This is a genomic window from Gordonia terrae, assembly GCF_001698225.1.
GTDB classification, from domain to species: domain Bacteria; phylum Actinomycetota; class Actinomycetes; order Mycobacteriales; family Mycobacteriaceae; genus Gordonia; species Gordonia terrae.
Genome location: NZ_CP016594.1, coordinates 468,349 through 489,673, shown reverse-complemented (window position 1 = coordinate 489,673; position 21,325 = coordinate 468,349). Strand labels below are relative to the sequence as shown.

General features: G+C 67.2%; 20 protein-coding genes. 18 read left to right on the top strand and 2 right to left on the bottom strand.

The genetic code is table 11. From position 1 onward, the window contains the following. Positions 1–15 precede the first annotated feature (15 nt). From BCM27_RS02230 to BCM27_RS02220, 3 genes are all read left to right on the top strand, one after another. A complete protein-coding gene (locus BCM27_RS02230) occupies positions 16–933 on the top strand; it encodes an SDR family NAD(P)-dependent oxidoreductase (RefSeq protein ID WP_004021569.1) in 918 nt (305 codons plus the stop codon). Positions 934–1,083: 150 nt separating this feature from the next. Then, positions 1,084–1,686, top strand: coding sequence for a class I SAM-dependent methyltransferase (locus tag BCM27_RS02225; RefSeq protein ID WP_033204550.1), 603 nt, complete (start codon positions 1,084–1,086; stop codon positions 1,684–1,686). 110 nt (positions 1,687–1,796) lie between these two features. Next, positions 1,797–3,494, top strand: coding sequence for an HNH endonuclease signature motif containing protein (locus BCM27_RS02220; protein WP_004021567.1), 1,698 nt, complete (start codon positions 1,797–1,799; stop codon positions 3,492–3,494). A gap of 30 nt (positions 3,495–3,524) precedes the next feature. On the opposite strand, the gene tgt is transcribed toward BCM27_RS02220, so the two are convergent. Beyond that, entirely contained in the window at positions 3,525–4,799 is a 1,275-nt protein-coding gene (gene tgt, locus BCM27_RS02215; protein WP_004021566.1) for a tRNA guanosine(34) transglycosylase Tgt, read from the bottom strand. An 89-nt stretch (positions 4,800–4,888) separates the two neighbouring features. Between tgt and BCM27_RS02210 the strand changes: the two genes are divergently transcribed. The 3 genes from BCM27_RS02210 to gad all read left to right on the top strand — a co-directional run bounded on the left by BCM27_RS02210 (position 4,889) and on the right by gad (position 7,790). Further along, positions 4,889–5,395, top strand: coding sequence for a hypothetical protein (locus tag BCM27_RS02210; protein WP_051987100.1), 507 nt, complete (start codon positions 4,889–4,891; stop codon positions 5,393–5,395). A 66-nt stretch (positions 5,396–5,461) separates the two neighbouring features. Continuing rightward, positions 5,462–6,253, top strand: a complete 792-nt coding sequence (locus BCM27_RS02205; protein ID WP_004021564.1) for a MerR family transcriptional regulator — start codon at positions 5,462–5,464, stop codon at positions 6,251–6,253. Between the two features lie 112 nt (positions 6,254–6,365). After that, the gene (gad, locus tag BCM27_RS02200; protein WP_033204552.1) at positions 6,366–7,790 is read left to right on the top strand and encodes a glutamate decarboxylase; all 1,425 of its coding nucleotides are present in this window, start codon (positions 6,366–6,368) and stop codon (positions 7,788–7,790) included. Between the two features lies 1 nt (position 7,791). Here the strand turns inward: gad and BCM27_RS02195 are convergent, their stop codons facing one another. Next, on the bottom strand, positions 7,792–9,105 hold the full coding sequence (locus BCM27_RS02195) for a UDP-N-acetylmuramoyl-tripeptide--D-alanyl-D-alanine ligase (protein WP_004021562.1): 1,314 nt from the start codon (positions 9,103–9,105) through the stop codon (positions 7,792–7,794). Between the two features lie 73 nt (positions 9,106–9,178). Here BCM27_RS02195 and BCM27_RS02190 point away from each other — a divergent pair, with 73 nt between their 5' ends. The 12 genes from BCM27_RS02190 to nuoK all read left to right on the top strand — a co-directional run bounded on the left by BCM27_RS02190 (position 9,179) and on the right by nuoK (position 21,318). Beyond that, positions 9,179–10,255: a D-alanine--D-alanine ligase family protein gene (locus BCM27_RS02190; protein ID WP_004021561.1), complete on the top strand. Its 1,077-nt coding sequence runs from the start codon at positions 9,179–9,181 to the stop codon at positions 10,253–10,255. Positions 10,256–10,337: 82 nt separating this feature from the next. Continuing rightward, complete coding sequence (locus tag BCM27_RS02185; RefSeq protein WP_004021560.1) at positions 10,338–10,745, top strand: hypothetical protein; 408 nt, start codon at positions 10,338–10,340, stop codon at positions 10,743–10,745. Between the two features lie 160 nt (positions 10,746–10,905). Next, the gene (locus BCM27_RS02180; protein ID WP_004021559.1) at positions 10,906–11,310 is read left to right on the top strand and encodes an NADH-quinone oxidoreductase subunit A; all 405 of its coding nucleotides are present in this window, start codon (positions 10,906–10,908) and stop codon (positions 11,308–11,310) included. A gap of 39 nt (positions 11,311–11,349) precedes the next feature. Further along, the gene (locus BCM27_RS02175; RefSeq protein ID WP_004021558.1) at positions 11,350–11,904 is read left to right on the top strand and encodes a NuoB/complex I 20 kDa subunit family protein; all 555 of its coding nucleotides are present in this window, start codon (positions 11,350–11,352) and stop codon (positions 11,902–11,904) included. Beyond that, positions 11,901–12,608 carry an NADH-quinone oxidoreductase subunit C gene (locus BCM27_RS02170; protein ID WP_004021557.1) on the top strand — a complete coding sequence of 236 codons (708 nt, stop codon included), beginning with the start codon at positions 11,901–11,903 and terminating at the stop codon, positions 12,606–12,608. The genes BCM27_RS02175 and BCM27_RS02170 overlap by 4 nt, the downstream gene beginning before the upstream one ends. Beyond that, positions 12,608–13,915, top strand: a complete 1,308-nt coding sequence (gene nuoD / locus BCM27_RS02165) for an NADH dehydrogenase (quinone) subunit D (RefSeq protein ID WP_004021556.1) — start codon at positions 12,608–12,610, stop codon at positions 13,913–13,915. The genes BCM27_RS02170 and nuoD overlap by 1 nt, the downstream gene beginning before the upstream one ends. After that, the gene (nuoF, locus tag BCM27_RS25310; protein WP_081908915.1) at positions 13,912–15,978 is read left to right on the top strand and encodes an NADH-quinone oxidoreductase subunit NuoF; all 2,067 of its coding nucleotides are present in this window, start codon (positions 13,912–13,914) and stop codon (positions 15,976–15,978) included. The genes nuoD and nuoF overlap by 4 nt, the downstream gene beginning before the upstream one ends. Continuing rightward, a complete protein-coding gene (locus tag BCM27_RS02155; RefSeq protein WP_004021553.1) occupies positions 15,975–18,401 on the top strand; it encodes an NADH-quinone oxidoreductase subunit G in 2,427 nt (808 codons plus the stop codon). Before nuoF ends, BCM27_RS02155 begins: the two co-directional genes overlap by 4 nt. Beyond that, positions 18,398–19,675, top strand: coding sequence for an NADH-quinone oxidoreductase subunit NuoH (gene nuoH, locus BCM27_RS02150; protein WP_004021552.1), 1,278 nt, complete (start codon positions 18,398–18,400; stop codon positions 19,673–19,675). The genes BCM27_RS02155 and nuoH overlap by 4 nt, the downstream gene beginning before the upstream one ends. Beyond that, positions 19,668–20,237, top strand: coding sequence for an NADH-quinone oxidoreductase subunit NuoI (nuoI, locus tag BCM27_RS02145; protein WP_004021551.1), 570 nt, complete (start codon positions 19,668–19,670; stop codon positions 20,235–20,237). The genes nuoH and nuoI overlap by 8 nt, the downstream gene beginning before the upstream one ends. Then, positions 20,234–21,022 (top strand): NADH-quinone oxidoreductase subunit J, encoded by a 789-nt coding sequence (locus BCM27_RS02140; RefSeq protein ID WP_004021550.1) that lies wholly within the window; start codon positions 20,234–20,236, stop codon positions 21,020–21,022. Before nuoI ends, BCM27_RS02140 begins: the two co-directional genes overlap by 4 nt. Beyond that, complete coding sequence (gene nuoK, locus BCM27_RS02135; RefSeq protein ID WP_004021549.1) at positions 21,019–21,318, top strand: NADH-quinone oxidoreductase subunit NuoK; 300 nt, start codon at positions 21,019–21,021, stop codon at positions 21,316–21,318. Before BCM27_RS02140 ends, nuoK begins: the two co-directional genes overlap by 4 nt. Positions 21,319–21,325: the final 7 nt, after the last annotated feature.

The following is a 21,325-nucleotide window of genomic DNA, read 5'->3' as shown; positions in this document are numbered from 1 at the left end:
GGGTAGGCGGTCAGCATGAGCGACAAGAACGAGATCACCGGTTCGACCGTCGTCATCGCCGGGGCGTCCAGCGGGTTCGGGCGCGGTGCCGCGGTCCGGCTCGGTGAACTCGGCGCCAACGTGGTGGTCGCGGCCCGTCGAACCGCCGTGCTCGACGAAATCGTCGCGGAGATCACCGGCCAGGGCGGGTCCGCGATGGCGGTACCCACCGACGTCAGCGATCCGCGCGCGGTCGCCCATCTGGCATCCGCTGCACTCGAACGCTTCCGCTCCGTCGACGTATGGGTGAACAACGTCGGGGTCGGCGCGGTCGGGTACTTCTGGGACATCCCGATCGAGGATCACGCCCGCCTCGTCGACGTGAACCTGAAGGGGCTGATCTACGGTGCGCATGCGGCACTTCGCATCTTCCGGTCGCAAGGTCACGGCACGCTGGTGAATGTGGGCTCGGTCGACAGCGCGGTTCCCATCGCGCTCCAGAACACTTATGCGGCAACAAAAGCGGCGGTCCGGAGCCTCGGACACTCGCTCAGCGAGGAGCTGCGAATGGCCGGCGCCGACGAGATCAAGGTCGGCACCATCATGCCGTGGGCGGTGGACACACCGTGGTGGGTTCACGCCGCCAACTACACCGGGCACGAACCTCGCATGTCCGCGATGGACGACCCGCAGATCGTGGTCGACGCGATCGTCGCCGCCTGCACCGATCCGAAACTGGACCAACCAATCGGCTACAAGGCCAAGGCCGCCAACGCCTCTCACCAGATCATGCCGGGACTCACCGAGCGGTTCTCGGCGGCGGTCGCGAAGTCCGAGACCGAGAAGGGCACGCCCGTCGAGCCGCATTCGGGCGCGATCCACGACCTCAACCCGGACAGCACCGGAGTGTCCGGTGGAATCCGTGAACGAATGGTCGGCGAGGATTCTGTGTGATGTGTCGGGTCATCGGTGAGAGTCTGCGTCAAGACATCGGCTGCGAGATAGCCAGAGACACCAGACCGAATCGCGCAGGAGTCGTCATCACCTCACCGTCGCACACGTCGACCTCCTACCGGGACTGTTGGTGCATGCCACGATGGCGAGGTGCGCAAAGAAGGAGACGTGTGGAACCACAACATCCACTACTACAACAAAGCCCTCGACGCCGCGCCGACGAACACACGCACTGCACTTGACGTGGGCACTGGTGATGGACTCCTGGCGATTCGTCTCGCTGAGAAGTTCCCTGAGGTCACCGGTATCGATTCGGACGCCGAGAGCATCGCCCGTGCTCGGTCGAGCGCCCCGGCAGATATCACCTGGATTGCCGGGGATGTTCTGACTTACAAGCTGCCCGAAGCTCACTACGACCTCGTGGTCGCCGTCGCCACCATTCATCATTTCCCTGAGCTTGCCGTCGGACTCGAGCGGCTGGCCGAACTCACCGCTGCCGGCGGCACCCTTGTTGTGATCGGCTGCGCCCGTAGCTCATCCGCGTATGATTTCGCCTGCGACCTGGTAGGAACGGCGCAGCACCAGGTCTTGTCTCGCACTCGGGGCTTCTGGCAGCACAATGCCCCTGTGCGGATGCAGTTTCCCCATACCTTCGGCGAGGTCAGGCAGATCGCCGCTGAGGTACTTCCCGGTATGAAGTGGCGTCGACTACCACTGTGGCGACACTCGATCACCTGGCACAAACCGAGCTAGCGGCACAGAGAGCCGGGCGGGGCGCCACCCGGACCGTGGGCAACCCACTTCGCCGCGGATTGCGAATGAGAAACCCTTGACTCGAACACATATTCGAGTACAGTGGAGTCATGTCATCGGGGGCGGGGGCCGGATCCACCACAGCGGTGGACCCATCACAGCATTCCGTCGAACCGCGCCTTCGTCCCGACAATGAACTCTCCGCCGCCGAACTCGTCGAGGTCTTGAATCATTGCGCCGGCCTGGCGGCCGCGTCTGCGCATCGAATGATGACCGTTGCCAGTCTCATTCACGACGAACGCGAAATGGACTACACCCAGCGGCGCGCTGAGGTGCACACCGGCGAACTCGACTCCATCGAAGCCTTCGATGCCCTGTCGGCACGCGTGGCCGCCGGGGAGAACCCGTATGAGCAGTTCGGTCCGACCGGCCTCGAACAGGCCATCGCCGAAGTCGGCGCCACCCTCACGGTCACCCCGGCCGAAGCGAAAGAACTCATCTTCGCCGGTGACGCGCTGCGCTACCGGCTAGCGTTCACCGGACACGCACTCGCGTGCGGTCGAATCGACAAGCGTCGCTTCCTGATCGCCCTCAAGCGCACCAAACTGATCACCGACGACGAAGAAATGCAGACCGTCGACGCCCACCTGGCCGAGGCGATCTTCGCCCGAGCACCGATGTCCACGGCTCGGTTCACCGCCATGGTCGACGCGATCGTCGCGGCATGGGCACCCGATGCGATCCGCCGCCGCCAGGAACGGGTGACCAAAGACCGCAAGGTGACCGTCACCCCCGATCGGTTCACGCCCGGACAGTCCCGGATCAACGGCACGTTGCCCGACGTCGATGCCGCCGAGTTCGACGCCCGCCTGACGGCGATGGCCACCGCGGTACACGCCGGTGACCCTCGAACGTTGGCCAACCGCCGGGCCGATGCCCTGAAAGCACTCGCCCGGGGTGAAGCTTCTATCGCGTGCTCATGCGACGACTGCGCCACCACCGCAACCGAACCCGAGACAGGACTAGATTTCGACCCAGCGACAGTGGAGACCGTCGAGACGCCTGCACCAGCTGCTGAGATGGTGGATGTGGGCACCGTCGTCGACCCGTCAGCCGACGTCGCTGTCGATGACCCGGCCGCGCCGGCCGCCTCGCCGTCGTCATCGCTGGCGCCGCGGGCGACGTTTCACATCGTGGTGAACCTGTCGACCCTGATCGGTCTCGACGACGACCCCGCCTTCCTCGACCGCCACGGCATCATCGACGCCGACACCGCCCGAACACTCCTCGCCGAAGCCCGCCGCACCTACATCCATCCCGCGCCCGACGCGCCACTGGCATCGGCTCCCGAGGCGGACAGTTCGACAACGCGATACACCCCGTCGAAGAAGCTGCAGGCGTTGGTGCGTGCGGGTGAACTGTGCTGCACCTTCCCCGGCTGCAACGCCCCGGTCTGGCAGATCGATCTCGATCACACCGACCCGTTCGACCACACCGACCCACGTCGTGGTGGACCGACCGATGCGCGGAATCTGAAACCGCTGTGCCGGTTTCATCACCGCATCAAGACCTTCACCAGCTGGCAGGACCACCAGGACGAATTCCTCACGGCGTGGTTCACCACACCCACCGGGCACATGTTCGTCGGCAACGCCTTCAGCGGGCGCGACCTGTTCAACCGCCTCGCCCCGAGACGGCCACCCGACCACCCCGCACGTGCCGAACTGAAACGGTTACGCGACAACGACTTCCGACGCCAGCAACGCGCGGAACAGCGCTGGAACGACGCCAACCCGCCACCCTTCTGAACACCGCCGTCACCGACGCGGTGGGCGAAGTCATGCGTCGCGCGACGCCCCGTAATAGCGGCGAAGGAATTCGTCGCGGTACTCGGTGTACGTGCCGTTCTCGATGGCCTCGCGGGCACGGTCGACGAGCGTGACGATGAAGGACACGTTGTGCAGCGTCGCCAGCGTGGGGCCGAGGCCTTCCTTCGCCTTGAACAGATGGTGCAGATAGGCACGGCTGTACTGCGACGTGTAGTTCTCGACCTCGGGGTCGAGCGGACGGAAGTCGCTGCGGTACTTGGCGTTGGTGACGTTGTACCGGCCGTCGAGTGAGTAGATGGCACCGTTGCGGGCGACCCGCGTCGGCGACACACAGTCGAAGGTGTCCACCCCGTTCTCGATGGCGGTGAAGATGTCGTCCGGTTCACTGATCCCGAGCAGGTGTTTCGGCGAGTCCTCCGGCAGCTCGTCGTTCACCCATCCGACTATCGTGCCGAGGTTGTCCTTCTCGAGCGCCCCGCCGATGCCGTAGCCGCCGAACCCCTTTCCGCCGGCCCCGCGATCCGCCTCGCTGAGGGCGACGAGGTCGCGAGCCGCCTTGCGCCGCAGATCCTCGTACTGGGCACCCTGGATGACACCCCACAGGGCCTGCTGCGGCCGATGAGCGCGCTCGACGCTCAACCGATTGTGTTCGTCGAGGCACCGGATCGCCCACAGCCGGGTCCGCTCCAGCGAATTCACCTGATAGTCGCGGGTGTTCATCAGCGTGGTGAGTTCGTCGAAGGCGAAGATGATGTCGGCGCCCAGCTGGTGTTGGATCTGCATCGACACCTCTGGGGTGAAGCGGTGCGTCGAGCCGTCCAGGTGCGACTTGAAGGTCACCCCGTCGTCGTCGACCCTTGACAGCCGTTCCTTGCCGTTGGCGGTCAGGTCGTCGTCGGGGGTGCCGGTGGCCTCCATCGAGATGACCTTCTTGAATCCCGCACCGAGCGACATCACCTGGAATCCGCCGCTGTCGGTGTAGGTGGGTCCTCGCCAGTTCATGAACGCGCCGAGCCCGCCCGCGGCGTCGATGATCTCCGGACCCGGCTGCAGGTACAGGTGGTAGGCGTTGGCGAGCACCGCCTGGGCGCCGAGGGCCGAGACCGATTCCGGCAGTACCGTCTTGACCGTCGCCTTGGTACCGACGGGCACGAACGCCGGGGTGTGGATCGGCCCGTGCGGCGTGGTGATCGTCCCCGTGCGCCCGCGGGTGCCGGGCAGGGTGGTGGCGATGGCGTACGTGGGGTCGGCGAGTTCGGTTCCGGTACTGCTCACGTCCTGCATCTTCGCAGGTCCAGCGCGCCCGCCCAAACCGGCGCGGGTGGCGACGACCTGTTCGGAGCGCGCCACCCCATTCGCTACCGTGGGGAACCATGTCGCGCAGAACTCGTCCCACCGGTGCCACCACGAGCCGCCCTCGCCGAACGATCAAGGTCGCCGCGACGGCCGTCGGACTCGCCGCGGCGATGTCGACGCTCCTGGCGTGCGGCGCGGAACAGGACGTGACCACCGCCTCGTCGACCACCCAGGCCGGCGCTGCGGAGTCCGTACCGCAGTCCGCCGAACAACCCGCCACGTCGCCCCCGGTGGTCCCGGGTCGCAAGCCCGTGTCGTCGACGCCGACCTCCAGCGCAGTCGCATCCGACGACTCCGACACCTCCTGCGGCACGATCCCCGGCCCCGACGGCTCGTTGCGGGTCATGGTGCTCGCCGGCGACGTGGCCTGCGACTCGGCGCGCACCATCGCCACCCAGTACGGACCGAAGATCACCACCGGCCAGCAGCAGTCGATCGCCGGCTGGACCTGCGCGCCGTCGCAACTCGAGGGCGTCCTCGCCGCCTGCCAGAAGGGCACCGCGGTCATCGGCTTCGCACCGTGAACCCGACGACAGCCCGAACCCCCCACACTTGACCCTCACGCGACGTCAGGCAGCAGGGTAGGTCCCGTGAGCGAGGAAAAGCGCACCGAGAGCGACAACGTCCGCGATCTGACCGTGGGTGTCGTCGCCGGGCTGGTGGGGGTCAGCGTCCGCACCCTGCATCATTACGACCAGATCGGTCTGGTGGTGCCGTCCGGCCGGACGCCGGCCGGGTACCGCGTGTACGACGACACCGACGTCGAACGACTCCACCAGGTACTCACCTACCGTGAGCTGGGCTTTTCCCTCGAGCAGATAGCGGCCCTGCTCGACGACCCCGATGCGGACCCGCTGAGTCATCTCCAGACCCAGCGCGAGATCCTCACCGGCCGGATCGATCGCCTGCTCCGGATGGTCGCAGCACTGGAGGAGATGATGAACGCCAAGAAGAAGGGCATCACCCTGTCGGCGGCCGACCAGGCCGAGATCTTCGGAGACGACTGGCCCGGCGAGGAGTACGCCGTCGAAGCCGAGGAGCGCTGGGGCGACACCGAGGCATGGACACAGAGCCAGCAGCGGACCGCGCAGTATTCCAAAGAGGATTGGCAACGGATCAAGGACGAGACCGACGATCTCGAGCGCCGTCTGGCCGACGCGATGCGTCGCGACGTGACACCCGGTTCGGCGGAGGCCAACGCGCTCGCCGAGGAGCACCGGGCTCAGATCGGTCGCTTCTACGACTGCGACCACGCCATGCAGATCTGCCTCGCCGACATGTACGTCGCGGACCCGCGGTTCACCGAGCACTATGACGAACACGCGCCCGGGCTCGCCGTCTACCTGCGAGAGGTGATCCGAGCCAACGCGGCGCAACAGTGACCGATGCCGGGCACGGTCGTCGAACGCCGGAGGATGAGTTCGACGACCGTGCGTCGGCGGTTCACTCACGAAGCGCTCCGGAAGTGGTCCGGTTCGACTAACTTCGGTGCACATGACCACCGACCCGGGCGTTCACAACCAGTCCGGTGGCGCCCGCGCCACCACCAACATCGGCGATGCGATGACCCTGCGCACCGTCTTCACCCGCGATGGAGAGGCCACCGACCTCCCCAAGTTCGCGCTGGGTGACTCGATGTTGTTGCCCGAGACGGCATATCAGATCGTCCACGACGAGGCGATGCTCGACGGCAATGCTCGCCTCAACCTCGCGACCTTCGTATCCACGTGGATGGACGACGAGGCGCAGAAGCTGTACGCGGAGACCGTCGACAAGAACATGATCGACAAGGACGAGTATCCGCAGACGGCGGCCATCGAGGACCGGTGCTGGCGCATCCTCGCCGACCTGTGGCACAACCCGGACGTCGACAACGCGATCGGCACCTCCACGATCGGTTCGTCGGAGGCGTGCATGCTCGGTGGACTCGCCCTCAAGCGGCACTGGCAGACCCGACGCCGCGCCGAGGGCAAGTCGACCGAGAACCCCAACATCGTTCTCTCGACCGCGGTCCAGGTGTGCTGGGAGAAATTCTGCAACTACTTCGAGGTCGAGCCGAAATGGGTGCCCATCAGCCCCGACCACCTCGTGCTCGACGGCCACGAACTCGAGAAGTACGTGGACGAGAACACCATCGGCGTCGTCGCCATCATGGGTCAGACCTACACGGGCATGTACGAGCCGGTGACCGCGATCGCGGCGAAGCTGGACGAGATCCAGGCCGACACCGGCCTCGACGTCAAGATCCACATCGACGGAGCGTCGGGTGCCATGATCGCCCCCTTCTGCCAGCCGGATCTCGAGTGGGATTTCCGCGTCGATCGGGTGGTCTCGATCAACACCTCCGGCCACAAGTACGGGCTGGTCTATCCCGGTGTCGGATGGATCGTGTGGCGCAACACCGACGCGTTGCCGGAGAGCATGGTGTTCCACTGCTCCTACCTCGGCGGCGACATGCCTACGCTCGCGCTCAACTTCTCGCGCCCCGGCGCCCAGGTCCTGTTGCAGTACTACATGTTCCTGCGACTCGGCCGCGACGGCTTCACCCAGGTCCAACAGGGGTCTCTCGATGTGGCGCAATGGCTTTCCGGCCAGATTTCCCAGATCGACGGTCTCGAGCTGGTCAGCAAGGGCGACACCATTCCGGTCTTCGCCTGGAAACTGAAGGCCGGGCACAGCGAGAACTGGAACCTCTACGACCTGTCCGACCGGCTACGCATGAAGGGCTGGCTGGTACCCGCCTACCCGATGGCCGACGACCTCGCCGACCTGACCGTCCAGCGAATCGTCGTGCGCGCCGGGCTGAGTCACGACCTCGCCCGGGCCCTCATCGCCGACATCCGGGCCGAGGTCGACTTCCTCAATCGTCTCGAGAGCCCGATGCCTCGCGAGGGGGACGGGTCACACTTCCACCACTGAGCTAGTCCAGCAGCGCCTGCGCCACCCGCTCGAGTGCGGCGACCCGGCTGCCCTTGACCAGGACCGCGGTCCCCTCGTCGAGGGCGCCGAGTTCGGCCGTCACGCCGTCGACGTCGGACACGTGCCGGGCGGTGTCGCCGTAGCCGGTCTCGGCGACGGCGATGACCTCGATCCCGAGGTCTCGGGCCTCGAGCGCGATCGCCTGATGTTGGGCCGCCGAATCGGCGCCGAGTTCGGCCATGGTGCCGAGTACCGCCACGCGTCGGGTCGCGGCCAGGGCGGCCAGCGACCGCAGCGCGGCCGACATCGACGTCGGATTCGCGTTGTAGGCGTCGTTCAGCACGACGACGCCCTTCGATGATGTCGCGAGTTCCATTCGCAGGCCGGACAATTGCGCTCCGAGCAGGCCGGTCGCGATGTCGTCGACGGGGACCCCGAGACCCCCACCCGCAGCCGCGGCGGCCAGCGCGTTGGGGACCTGATGCTCGCCGCGGGCACCCAACCGCACGTCGGTCGAACCCCACGGGGTGTGCAGTCGGAACGACGCGCGCAACTCGTCGTCCATCACGATGTCGGATGCGTACACATCGGAATCCGGCGAGAGTCCATATCGCAGGACGCGCGCCGAGGTGCGATCCGCCATCGCGGCGACATACCGGTGGTCGGCGTTGAGCACCGCGATCCCGTCGGCCGGGAGCGATTCCACCAGTTCACCTTTCGCGCGCGCGACGGACTCGATGTCGCCGAACAGCTCCAGGTGCACACCTTCGACGCGCGTGATGACGCCGACCGTCGGACTGCCGATGGAGCACAGCAGGTCGATGTGTCCGATCCCGCGCGCACCCATCTCGAGGACCACCGCCTCCACGTCGTCGGCGGCCGCCGCGAGGGTGATCGGGAGTCCGAGCTCGTTGTTGAACGACCTCTCGCTGGCCGCGGTCCGGTAGGTGGTGCTCAGCACCCCGGCGAGCAGGTCCTTGGTCGAGGTCTTGCCGACAGACCCGGTGATGCCCACCACTCGGTCGGGGATCCGGGCACGGACGGCGCGCCCGAGGTCGGCCAGCGCGAGCGCGGTGTCGGGGACACGGATCGCGGTCCCACCGACCGGATCGGTTCGCGACGTGAGGTAGGCGGTGGCACCTCCGTCGAGGGCCGCCGGGATGAAGTCGTGGCCGTCGCGCTCGGCGACGATCGGTACGAACAGCTGCCCCGGCCGGACGCTCCGCGAGTCGATGCTCGCCCCGTCGATCTGCACGTCGGGGCCGAGAAGCTCCCCGCCCACGGCCTCCGCGACCTCACTCGCTCTGAAATGCACGGTCTCACGCTAGCCGACGGGCCTGCCCTGCCGGCTGAGCCGCCGACGAGCACAGGGCCGTATCGTGACAGGCATGTCTTCTCGGCTGTTGCGTCTGGTGGTCCTCTTTGGTGGAGTCTCCGCCGAGCACGATGTGTCGCGGGTCACAGCGGCGCATGTCCTGGCCGCGGCCGATCGGAACAAGTACGACCTGGTCCCCATCGGCATCGCCAAGGACGGGACCTGGCTACGCAACGACAAGGCGATCGCGGCCATCGCCGACGGGACGCCACTCCCCGACACGCTCGAGGTCGCCGGGACCGTCGTCGACCCGCTCACCGAACTGCGCGGTCACGCGGACGAGGCCATCACGGTCGTCCTTCCGCTTCTGCACGGACCGCACGGCGAGGACGGCACCATCCAGGGGATGCTCGAGCTGTTCAAGCTGCCGTACGTGGGCGCGGGAGTGCTGTCGTCGGCGGTCTGCATGGACAAGGCGATGGCGAAGATCGTCGCCGAGCAGGCGGGCATCCCGCAGTGCCGCTGGGTCGAGTTCCGCGACGGCGTCGACGACCCGGAGACGATCACCGGCCGGGCGATCGACGCCCTGGGGCTTCCGGTCTTCGTCAAACCCGCGAACCTCGGCTCGTCGGTCGGCATCACCAAGGCCCACGACGAGGCCGAACTCGACGCGGCGGTGAATCTCGCGCTCCGCTACGACAACGTGGTCATCATCGAAGAGGCCGTGACCGGGCGCGAGATCGAGGTCGCCGTTCTCGGCGACACCGCGCCCGAGACCTCGGTGCCGGGGGAGATCAAGCCGGGGAGCGAGTTCTACGACTACGAGGACAAGTACGTCACCGGCGCCGCCCAGCTGGTCATCCCCGCCCCGGTGTCCGACGCGGCGGCCGCCGAGGTTCGCGAACTCGCGGCGAAGACGTTCACCGCGATGCGATGCTCCGGCATGGCCCGCGTCGACTTCTTCTACGAGGAGTCCGGCCGCGGCTGGCTGCTCAACGAGGTCAACACCATCCCGGGATTCACCCCCGGGTCGATGTATCCCAAACTGTGGGAAGCGACCGGCGTTCCCTACCCCGATCTGATCGATTCGCTGGTCACCTTCGCACTCGAGGTGCACCGACGCCGCGTGGGGTTCTCCACCGAGCACTGACCCCGCGCTCCGAGGCGGCCGGGGCGCGGCGCCCGCATGTTTTCCACAGATCCGGAGGGTGGCGGGTTGTAGCATCACACCCGTGACCCACTCCCAGTCTGCGCGGGCCCTGCGGGTGCTGGTCTATTCCGACGACGCGCAGACCCGCGCCCAGGTCATCGGTGCGATCGGCAGCCACCCGGATCCCGGCATCCCACCCGTCAGCTATATCGAGGTCGCCACGGCCCCAATGGTGTTCGCACAGCTCGACGCCGGTGTCGTCGACGCCGTGATCGCCGACGGCGAGGCCACCCCGGCCGGCGGCATGGGCCTGGCCAAGCAGATGAAGGACGAACTCGACCCCGCTCCGCCGGTGCTCGTCCTCCTCGGGCGCGCCGATGACCGATGGCTCGCGGACTGGTCCCGCGCCGATGCCGTGGCCGTCCTGCCCGTCGACCCGATCGCCCTTCCACGCGCGTTCGTCGACATGATCGGAAACGCCGAACTCTAGAAAACAGTGACTCGCGCCACACACTCACCTAGGCTTGTGTTGCAGCTCACATTCGTACTGGCGGACCAGATCGGCCGGCGGCGCGGATAGGACGAACACCCGGGCCGGCCGCACCGAACAGGTGCACTCCGGTCGCCACAAGCGAGGAGGGGTCCGCGCTTTGAACGCCTACGTCCCGATCATGGTCCTCGGGGCAATCGGCGTGGCGTTTGCCGTTTTCAGCGTCTTCATCGGCATCGCGATCGGCCCGAAACGGTACAACCGCGCCAAACTCGAGCCCTACGAGTGCGGCATCGAGCCGGTCGAACAGAGCCTGCTCTACCCGACGCGTCGCACCGCGGGCGGCACGGTGGCAACCGGCTCCATCCAGCGCGTGCCGGTCAAGTACTACCTCACCGCGATGCTCTTCATCATCTTCGACATCGAGATCGTGTTCCTCTACCCATGGGCTGTCGCATTCGACTCACTCGGGTGGTTCGGTCTCATGGCCATGCTCCTGTTCATCGTCAACGTGTCCGTCGCCTACGCCTACGAATGGCGTCGCGGCGGACTGAGTTGGGACTGAGAGCTTTTCACCGATCCGACCCCGACAAGGAGGCCACCCATGGGACTCGAGGAACGGCTCCCCAGCGGATTCCTGCTGAGTACTGTCGAGGATCTGGCGGGGTTCATGCGCAAGGGTTCGTTGTGGCCGGCGACCTTCGGCCTCGCCTGCTGCGCCATCGAGATGATGGCCACCACGTCGGGACGCTACGATCTCGCCCGCTTCGGCATGGAGGCGTTCCGGGCATCACCCCGGCAGGCCGACCTCATGATCGTCGCCGGTCGCGTCAGCCAGAAGATGGCCCCCGTCCTGCGTCAGATCTACGACCAGATGCCGGAACCTAAATGGGTTCTCGCCATGGGGGTCTGCGCGTCATCGGGCGGGATGTTCAACAATTACGCGATCGTCCAGGGCGTCGACCACGTGGTCCCCGTCGACATCTATCTGCCCGGCTGCCCGCCACGTCCGGAGATGCTCCTGCACGCGATCCTCAAACTGCACGAGAAGATCCAGGAGATGCCGCTCGGAGTCAACCGCGAGGAGGCCATCTGGGCGGCCGAACGCGCAGCGCTCCAGGCCACCCCGACGATCGAGCTGAAGGGGCTGCTCCGATGACGACGCCCGCAGGCCACCAAGACCCCGAGAACCCGGCGCCCCCACCGCGCGACGCAGAACAGATCGGCGTCCGCCACGGCCTGTTCGGCCCGCCCGGAACCGGCGACACGTCCGGATACGGCGGGTTGATCCGCCCGGTCACACTCCCGCCCAGCTCGTCCCGCCCGTACGGCGGCTACTTCGACGAGATCGCCGATCACCTGCTCGGCGAATTGGGCGAGCGCCACGACGAGGCCATCGAAAAGGTCGTGATCTTCCGCGACGAGATGACCATCCACGTTGCACGCCAACACCTCCCGACCGTCGCTCTTGCACTCCGTAATGCGCCGGCGCTACGTTTCGAGCTCTGCCTCGGGGTCAACGGTGTCCACTACCCCGGCGACGCGGACCGTGAACTCCACGCCGTCTATCCCTTGGCGTCGCTGACGCACGGTCGACGGGTCCGGCTCGAGGTCGCCGCCCCGGACACCGATCCGCACATCCCGAGCATCTGCGACATCTATCCGACCAACGACTGGCACGAACGCGAGACCTACGACTTCTTCGGCATCGTCTTCGACGGCCACCGATCGCTGACCCGGATCGAGATGCCCGACGACTGGGAGGGCCATCCTCAGCGCAAGGACTACCCACTCGGTGGAGTCCCCGTGGAATACAAGGGAACCCGTGTCGACCCGCCCGACCGGAGGAGGTCGTACAACTGATGACCGACACCCACACCTACACCGTGTCCGGACAGGACTGGGACTCGATCGTGTCCGACGTCCGCACCCGCGCCGAACAGCAACCCGGAGACGAACGCATCGTCGTCAACATGGGTCCGCAACACCCGTCGACGCACGGCGTCCTGCGCCTGATCCTCGAGATCGAAGGCGAGACCGTCACCGAGGCCCGGTGCGGAATCGGCTATCTGCACACCGGGATCGAGAAGAACCTGGAGTACCGCAACTGGACCCAGGGCGTCACGTTCGTCACGCGGATGGACTACCTGTCGCCGTTCTTCAACGAGACCGCCTATTGCCTCGGAGTGGAGAAGCTCCTCGGCATCACCGACGACATCCCGGAGCGCGCCACCGTCATCCGCGTGATGCTGATGGAGCTCAACCGCATCTCCAGTCATCTCGTCGCCTTGGCCACCGGCGGAATGGAACTGGGCGCCGTCACGGCGATGTTCCTCGGATTCCGCGAGCGGGAGTCCATCCTCGACCTGTTCGAGCACATCACGGGCCTCCGGATGAACCACGCCTACATCCGTCCCGGAGGGGTCGCACAGGACCTACCGGCGGACGGCATCGAGCGGGTCGCCGAGGTGATCGGCCAACTCCCCACTCGTCTCGACCAACTCGGAGACCTGCTCACCGACAACTACATCTGGAAGGCGAGGACGCAGGGCGTCGGTTATCTCGACCTCACCGGCTGCATGGCGCTCGGCATCACCGGCCCGGTACTACGGTCGACCGGCTACCCGCACGATCTGCGCAGGTCCGAACCGTACTGCGGTTACGAGGACTACGAGTTCGACGTGATCACCGAGGACACCTGCGACTCCTACGGCCGCTACCTGATCCGCGTCCGCGAGATGCGCGAGTCCCTCCGCATCGTCGAACAGTGTCTGGAGCGTCTCCGCCCGGGGCCGGTGATGGTCGCCGACCGCAAACTCGCCTGGCCCGCCGACCTCGCTCTCGGACCGGACGGACTGGGCAACTCGCCCGAGCACATCGCCCGGATCATGGGCACCTCGATGGAAGCCCTCATCCACCATTTCAAACTGGTCACCGAGGGCATGCGGGTACCGGCCGGGCAGTGCTACGTGGCCGTCGAATCACCGCGCGGAGAACTCGGCGTCCACATGGTCAGCGACGGTGGCACGCGCCCGTATCGTGTCCACTTCCGCGACCCGTCGTTCACGAATCTGCAAGCGGTCGCCGCGATGTGCGAAGGCGGAATGGTGGCCGACGTCATCACCGCGGTGGCCAGCATCGACCCCGTGATGGGAGGCGTGGACCGATGACCGATCCCGTGTTCGTGGACCTGAGCACCGCACCCCCACCGGAGGGATCGGCACCCACGCACGACATGCCGGTCCCGCCGATCACCTTCGACGGCCCGGCCGGTTACCCCGATGAGGTCGTCGAACATCTGACCGCCGAGGCGCTTCCGATCATCGGCCGCTATCCCCACGCACGATCGGCGCTGCTACCACTGCTGCACCTGGTGCAATCCCAAGATGGCCGCCTGACCCGCGCCGGCATCGAATTCTGTGCCGCACAACTGGATCTGACGCCTGCCCAGGTGGCCTCGGTCGCCACCTTCTATTCGATGTACCGGCGCACACCCACCGGCGAGTACCTGGTCGGGGTCTGCACGAACACCCTGTGTGCGACCCTCGGCGGCGACGAGATCCTGCGGTCGGTCTGCGACCACCTCGGCATCGAACCCGGAGACACGACGGCCGATCGCCGAATCACCGTCGAACACGTGGAGTGCAATGCGGCCTGCGACTTCGCGCCGGTGGTGATGGTCAACTGGGAGTTCTTCGACGACCAGACCCCGGAGTCGACGATCGAACTCATCGAGGACCTCCGCGCCGGTGTCGCGGTCTCCCCGGTTCGAGGCACCGGTCCCGTGCGGTCGTTCCGCGAGACCGAACGCGACCTCGCCGGCCCGGCCTCCCCGCTGGTTGAGCCGGCACCCACCCCGCTGGCCGACCCGGCACCGAGCGGAGCGAGGCGCCGAGTCGAAGCCACCTCGCAACCACCATCACCCGAACCCGAACCCCCGGAAACCCCGGTCCTGTCCCGCCACTGGGACGAGCCAGAATCCTGGACCCTGGACAACCACCGGCGCCACAACGGGTATCGGGCGTTGTCTACCGCATTGACATCCCCTCCCGACGAGATCATCGAGACGATCAAGGCCTCCGGTCTCCGCGGGCGCGGCGGTGCGGGGTTCCCGGTGGGGATGAAATGGTCGTTCATTCCCCAGACCGACCCGTCCGTCCCGCACTACCTCGTGGTCAACGCGGATGAGTCCGAGCCCGGCACCTGCAAGGACATGCCGTTGATGCTCGCGTCGCCGCACACGCTCGTCGAGGGCGTGATCATCGCGGCGTACGCCATCCGCGCGCACCACGCGTTCATCTACGTTCGCGGCGAAGTCGCCTCGGTTCTCCGTCGACTGCGCACGGCCGTCGACGAGGCCTACGCCGCAGGCTATCTCGCCACCGACATCTTGGGTTCCGGCTTCGATCTCGAACTGGTCGTCCACGCCGGTGCGGGTGCCTACATCTGCGGCGAGGAAACCGCTCTGCTCGATTCGCTGGAGGGCCGACGCGGGCAGCCCCGTCTACGCCCACCCTTCCCCGCGGTCGCCGGGTTGTACGCGAGTCCGACGGTCGTGAACAACGTGGAGTCGATCGCCAGTGTCCCGGCGATCATCCGCAACGGTGTCGACTGGTTCCGGTCCATGGGCACCGAGAAGTCGCCCGGGTTCACCCTGTATTCGCTGTCGGGTCATGTCACGCGTCCCGGGCAGTACGAAGCGCCGCTGGGGGTTTCGTTGCGCGAGTTGCTCGATCGTGCGGGCGGGGTACGCGCCGGACACGAGCTCAAGTTCTGGACTCCGGGCGGCTCGTCGACGCCGCTCCTGACACCGGCGCACCTCGACGTACCGCTCGACTACGAGGGCGTCGGGGCGGCCGGCTCGATGCTCGGCACCAAGGCCCTGCAGATCTTCGACGAGACGACGTGCGTGGTCGGTGCGGTCCTGCGATGGACGGAGTTCTACGAACACGAGTCCTGCGGCAAGTGCACCCCGTGTCGCGAAGGCACGTACTGGCTGGTGCAACTGCTCCACCGGTTGGAACACGAGGGCGGAACCGCCGCCGACCTCGACACCCTCGCCGACGTCACCAACAGCATCGTGGGGAAGTCGTTCTGCGCGCTCGGGGACGGCGCGGGCAGTCCGATCGTGTCGTCGTTGAAGTACTTCCGCGACGAGTACCTGGCCCACCTCGACCACGGATGCCCGTTCGACCACTCACGATCGACCGTCTGGTCGGGAGGCGTCCGATGACACTCACCCACGGCAGCGATCCCGCTGCGACGACCGACAACCTGGTGGGCATCACCATCGACGACCGTGCCGTCCGGGTGCCGAAGGGCACCCTGGTCATCCGTGCTGCCGAACAGATCGGGATCACGATCCCGCGGTTCTGCGACCATCCGCTTCTCGACCCCGTCGGCGCCTGCCGCCAGTGTCTCGTCGAGGTCGAGGGGCAGCGCAAGCCACTCGCGTCGTGTACGACGGTGGCGACCGAGGGGATGGTGGTCCGCACCCAGCTCACCTCGCAGATCGCGGCGGGAGCGCAACGCGGGGTGATGGAGCTGCTCCTGATCAACCACCCCCTGGATTGCCCGGTGTGCGACAAGGGCGGCGAGTGCCCCCTGCAGAACCAGGCCATGTCGGCCGGACGTTCCGAATCGCGATTCGACGGCGTCAAGCGAACTTTCACCAAACCGGTCCCGCTGTCGTCGGAGGTCCTGCTGGACCGGGAACGCTGTGTGCTGTGTGCCCGATGCACGCGGTTCGCCACGGAGGTCGCCGGCGATCCGCTCATAGAACTCGCGGATCGCGGTGCGCTGCAACAGGTCAGCATCTACGCGGACGAACCGTTCGACTCCTACTTCTCCGGCAACACCGTCCAGATCTGTCCGGTGGGTGCCCTGACCGGGGCGCAGTACCGGTTCCGCGCCCGCCCCTTCGACCTGGTGTCGACGCCGAGCGTGTGCGAGCACTGCGCGAGCGGGTGCGCCCAGCGCACCGATCACCGTCGTGGCAAGGTGTTGCGCCGCCTCGCCGGTGACGATCCCGACGTCAACTCCGAGTGGAACTGTGACAAGGGACGGTGGGCGTTCGCCTACGCGTCCTCGGCCGAGCGGATCACCGCCCCCCTGGTTCGCGACCGGAACGGTGAGCTGACCGAGGTGTCGTGGGCGCACGCCGTACGCGCCGCCGCGGAGGGGCTGTCCGGTGCGCTCGGCAACGTCGGCGTCCTCACCGGCGGACGGTTGACCGTGGAGGACGCCTACGCGTACTCCCGGTTTGCGCGAACTGTCCTGCACACGAACGACATCGACTTCCGCGTACGCAGCCACAGCACCGAGGAGGCCGCCTTCCTCGCCGCCCGGGTGGCCGGCCACGGACTCGCGACCACGTACGACGACCTGTCCGCTGCCCCCGCGGTGCTGCTCGCCGGCTTCGAACCCGAGGAGGAGTCCCCGATCGTCTTCCTCCGCCTCCGCCGTGCGGTACGCACCGCAGGCCAACGCATTGCGACCGTGGCGCCGTTCGCGAGTCGCGGAGCGGCCAAACTCGACGCCGCCCTGTTCCCGGTCGTACCGGGCGACGAGGCCCGGGTGCTGCGGTCCGACGCCGTGCTCGCCCATCTCGAGGCACCCGGTTCGATCATCCTCGTCGGCGAGCGGCTCGCCTCCCGGCCCGGTGCACTGCTCGCGGCCACCGAGCTGGCCGACCGCTCCGGCGCCCGACTCGCCTGGATTCCGCGGCGCGCCGGCGAACGAGGCGCGCTCGAAGCGGGCGCGTTGCCAGGCCTCCTGCCCGGCGGCCGGCCGCTCGCCGACGATGCCGCTCGTGCCGCGGTATCCGCGGTCTGGGGCACCGATCTCGACCCGCGGGCGGGACGCGACACAGCCGGGATCATCGATGCCGCGCGGTATCACGGACTCGCGCTGATGGTCGCCGGCGTCGACGTCGACGACCTGCCCGACCCGGCCGCGGCGACCGAGGCCCTCGCGGCCGCGCCGTTCATCGTCAGCCTCGAGCAACGCCTCAGCGCGGTCGCCCGATCCGCGGACGTCGTCTTCCCGGTGGCCGCCGTCGCGGAGAAGGAAGGCACCTTCGTCGACTGGGAGGGCCGCCCACGCAGCTTCACCACTGCGCTGAAGGATTCGGGCCATCTTCCCGACCACCGCATCATCGACGCGATCGCCCGGCAGATGGGTGCCGACCTCCGATGCGCCGACGTACCGACCATCCACATCGACCTGCGGCGGATCGGCCCGTGGTCGGGCCGCCGAACCACCATCGACGCCGTCGACCGGACGCAACCCAGTCCCGCTGTCGGCCAAGCGGTTCTGGCCGGATGGCACACACTGCTCGACGACGGCCGGTTGCAGGACGGGGAACCGCACCTCGCCGGCACCGCCCGCCCGCCGGTGGCCCGGCTCGCGCCGTCGACCGCCGCCGAAGCCGGTGTCGGTGCGGGCGACCGTCTCCGCGTCAGCACCGCCGACGGCGCCATTGTCCTGCCGGTCGAGATCACCGACATGCCGGATCGGGTCGTGTGGCTGCCGCTGTTCTCACGCGGCTCACACGTCCACGCCGCGCTCCGCGCGCAGGAGGGTGACCTCGTGGCGCTCGCACCGGCCCCGGCACCGGTCGACATCAGAGACGACGCCGAAGGGGGTGCCGCGTGAGCATCGCCGCCGATTTCCCCACACTCGACGACTTCGGGCACGACCCGATCTGGCTCGTCGTCGCCAAAGCGCTGGCCGTGTTCGTGTTCCTCGTGGTCAATCCGCTCATCGCCATCCTGCTCGAGCGAAAGATCATGGCGCGCATGCAGACCCGGATCGGGCCGAACCGCGTGGGCCCCAGAGGGGTTCTCCAGAGCCTCGCCGACGGCGTCAAACTCGCCCTCAAGGAAGGGATCATCCCCACCGGCGTCGACAAGGTGATCTATCTGTTGGCGCCGATCATCGCAGTCGTCCCGGCGGTGATGGCCTTCGCCGTCATCCCGTTCGGCCCGATGGTGTCGGTGTTCGGTCACCAGACGCCGTTGCAGCTCACCGATCTCCCGGTCGGGGTGCTGTACGTCCTGGCCGTGACGTCGGTGGGCGTCTACGGGATCGTCCTGGCGGGCTGGTCGTCGGGCTCCACCTACCCGCTGCTCGGCGGACTCCGCTCGACCGCCCAGGTGATCTCGTACGAGATCGCGATGGGCCTCACCTTCGCCGCCGTATTCCTCGACGCCGCGACGATGTCGACATCGGGAATCGTCGCCGCGCAGGAGCGTCACTGGTACGTGCTGCTCCTGCTGCCCTCGTTCGTCATCTACGCCATCTCGATGGTCGGCGAGACCAACCGGGCGCCCTTCGATCTGCCCGAGGCGGAGGGCGAGCTGGTCGGCGGGTTCCACACCGAGTACTCGTCGTTGAAGTTCGCGATGTTCATGCTCGCCGAGTACATCAACATGGTCACCGTCTCCGCACTGGCCACCACGCTGTTCCTCGGTGGGTGGCAGGCGCCGTGGCCGGTGAGCACCTTCGACTGGGCGAATTCCGGATGGTGGCCGGTGCTCTGGTTCACGTTGAAGGTGTGGGCATTCCTGTTCGTCTTCATCTGGCTCCGAACCAGCCTGCCGCGCTTGCGGTACGACCAGTTCATGAACCTGGGTTGGAAGGTCCTGATCCCCATCTCGCTCACCTGGGTGATGGTCGTCGCGATCATCCGCGCCGCCTTCGCCGGTGAGGACGCCGACCTCACCCGCGCGCTCGTCTCCGCCGGCGCCGGACTCGTGGTGACCGGGTTGATCGCCTACGCGGTCTGGCGCCTGATGCGCGTTCCCGACATCCCGGACCCGCCGCAGGAGTATGCAGACCCGACCGCACCCGACGAGTTCGACCCGATGGCCGGCGGTTTCCCCGTCCCGCCGATGCCCAGCACCGTGAGGGAGACGACCGATGCCTGACTTCCTGAAACCGGTGAGCGGGTTGCGCGTCACCTTCGGCGGCATGTTCCAGCCGACCATCACCGAGCAGTACCCCGAGCAGAAGCGACCCACAGCCGCCCGGTATCACGGTCGGCACCAATTGAATCGGCACCCCGACGGTCTCGAGAAGTGCATCGGATGCGAGCTGTGCGCGTGGGCGTGCCCGGCCGACGCCATCTACGTGGAGGGTGCCGACAACACGCCCGACGAGCGCTACTCGCCCGGCGAACGATATGGACGCGTCTACCAGATCAACTATCTGCGGTGCATCGGCTGCGGACTGTGCATCGAGGCGTGCCCCACGAGGGCGCTCACGATGACGAACGACTACGAACTCGCCGACGACAACCGCGCCGACCTCATCTACGAGAAGGACCGTCTCCTGGCCCCGCTGCAACCCGGCGTCGACGCGCCGCCACATGCGATGGCGCCGGGCTCCACCGAGGAGAACTACTACCGAGGCGAAGTGACTGCCGACGGTCGCGTGACCCTGCCGAATCCGACTGTGCGGGACAGCAGCGCACGGGAGACACGGCCATGACCCCCGCGGGCACGCTGTGGCTCGCCGACGAGGTGGTGCGCACCTCCACCGGTGAGGCGATCCAGTTCTGGATTCTCGGAGCGGTCGCGGTCGCCGGCGCACTGGGTGTCGTGTTCGCCACCAAAGCCGTGCACTCCGCGATCTTCCTGGCCACCACGATGATCGTTCTCGCCGTCTTCTACGTCGCGCAGGGGGCGCTGTTCCTCGGCGTGGTGCAGGTGGTCGTCTACACCGGTGCGGTGATGATGCTGTTCCTGTTCGTCATCATGCTGATCGGCGTCGACTCCTCCGACTCGTTGCGCGAGACGCTACGCGGTCAGCGCGTGTCCGCAGCTCTCATCGGGCTCGGCTTCGGGATTCTGCTGATCGCCGGGATCGGCAGCGCCACCGTCGGAGTGGTCACCGGCGCCCGGAATCCCGGAGTCGTGGCCGCGCAGAGCGACTCCGGTGTCGAGGCCATCGCCGAGCTGATCTTCGTCCGCTACCTGTGGGCCTTCGAACTGACGGGGGCCCTCCTCATCGCCGCCACGCTCGGTGCCATGGTGCTCGCGCACCGGGAGCGCTTCGGACCACGCCTCACCCAGAAAGAGCTGTCGCAGGCGCGGTTCCGCAGTGGGGTCAACCTGACCCCGCTGCCGACGCCCGGCGTGTACGCGCGTCACAACGCGGTCGACGTACCGGCACGCCTTCCCGACGGATCGCCGTCGGACCTGTCGGTGAACGCCATCCTGGCCGCGCGGACGCTCCGGACTCGGCCCCCCGAGGACTCGGGGAGCGACCGGTGAACCCGGAGAACTACCTCTACCTCTCGGCGCTGCTGTTCACCATCGGCGCCGCCGGAGTGCTGCTGCGACGCAACGCGATCGTCGTCTTCATGTGTGTCGAGCTCATGCTCAACGCAGCGAACCTCGCCTTCGTCACCTTCGCCCGGATGAACCAGTCGTTCGACGGTCAGGTGATCGCCTTCTTCACGATGGTCGTCGCCGCCGCCGAAGTGGTGGTCGGGCTGGCGATCATCATGACCATCTTCCGATCACGCCGTTCGGCGTCGGTCGACGACGCGGATCTGCTGAAGCGGTAGAGGAGGA

Excerpts from the sequence above, each read along its gene's own strand:
- BCM27_RS02210 (WP_051987100.1), top strand. The coding sequence starts at position 4,889 with ATGTCGCGCAGAACTCGTCCCACCGGTGCCACCACGAGCCGCCCTCGC.
- gad (WP_033204552.1), top strand. The coding sequence starts at position 6,366 with ATGACCACCGACCCGGGCGTTCACAACCAGTCCGGTGGCGCCCGCGCC.
- nuoD (WP_004021556.1), top strand. The coding sequence starts at position 12,608 with ATGACCGACACCCACACCTACACCGTGTCCGGACAGGACTGGGACTCG.
- BCM27_RS02220 (WP_004021567.1), top strand. The coding sequence starts at position 1,797 with ATGTCATCGGGGGCGGGGGCCGGATCCACCACAGCGGTGGACCCATCA.
- BCM27_RS02140 (WP_004021550.1), top strand. The coding sequence starts at position 20,234 with ATGACCCCCGCGGGCACGCTGTGGCTCGCCGACGAGGTGGTGCGCACC.
- BCM27_RS02175 (WP_004021558.1), top strand. The coding sequence starts at position 11,350 with ATGGGACTCGAGGAACGGCTCCCCAGCGGATTCCTGCTGAGTACTGTC.
- BCM27_RS02155 (WP_004021553.1), top strand. The coding sequence starts at position 15,975 with ATGACACTCACCCACGGCAGCGATCCCGCTGCGACGACCGACAACCTG.
- nuoI (WP_004021551.1), top strand. The coding sequence starts at position 19,668 with ATGCCTGACTTCCTGAAACCGGTGAGCGGGTTGCGCGTCACCTTCGGC.
- nuoF (WP_081908915.1), top strand. The coding sequence starts at position 13,912 with ATGACCGATCCCGTGTTCGTGGACCTGAGCACCGCACCCCCACCGGAG.
- BCM27_RS02170 (WP_004021557.1), top strand. The coding sequence starts at position 11,901 with ATGACGACGCCCGCAGGCCACCAAGACCCCGAGAACCCGGCGCCCCCA.
- BCM27_RS02190 (WP_004021561.1), top strand. The coding sequence starts at position 9,179 with ATGTCTTCTCGGCTGTTGCGTCTGGTGGTCCTCTTTGGTGGAGTCTCC.
- BCM27_RS02230 (WP_004021569.1), top strand. The coding sequence starts at position 16 with ATGAGCGACAAGAACGAGATCACCGGTTCGACCGTCGTCATCGCCGGG.
- tgt (WP_004021566.1), bottom strand. The coding sequence starts at position 4,799 with ATGCAGGACGTGAGCAGTACCGGAACCGAACTCGCCGACCCCACGTAC.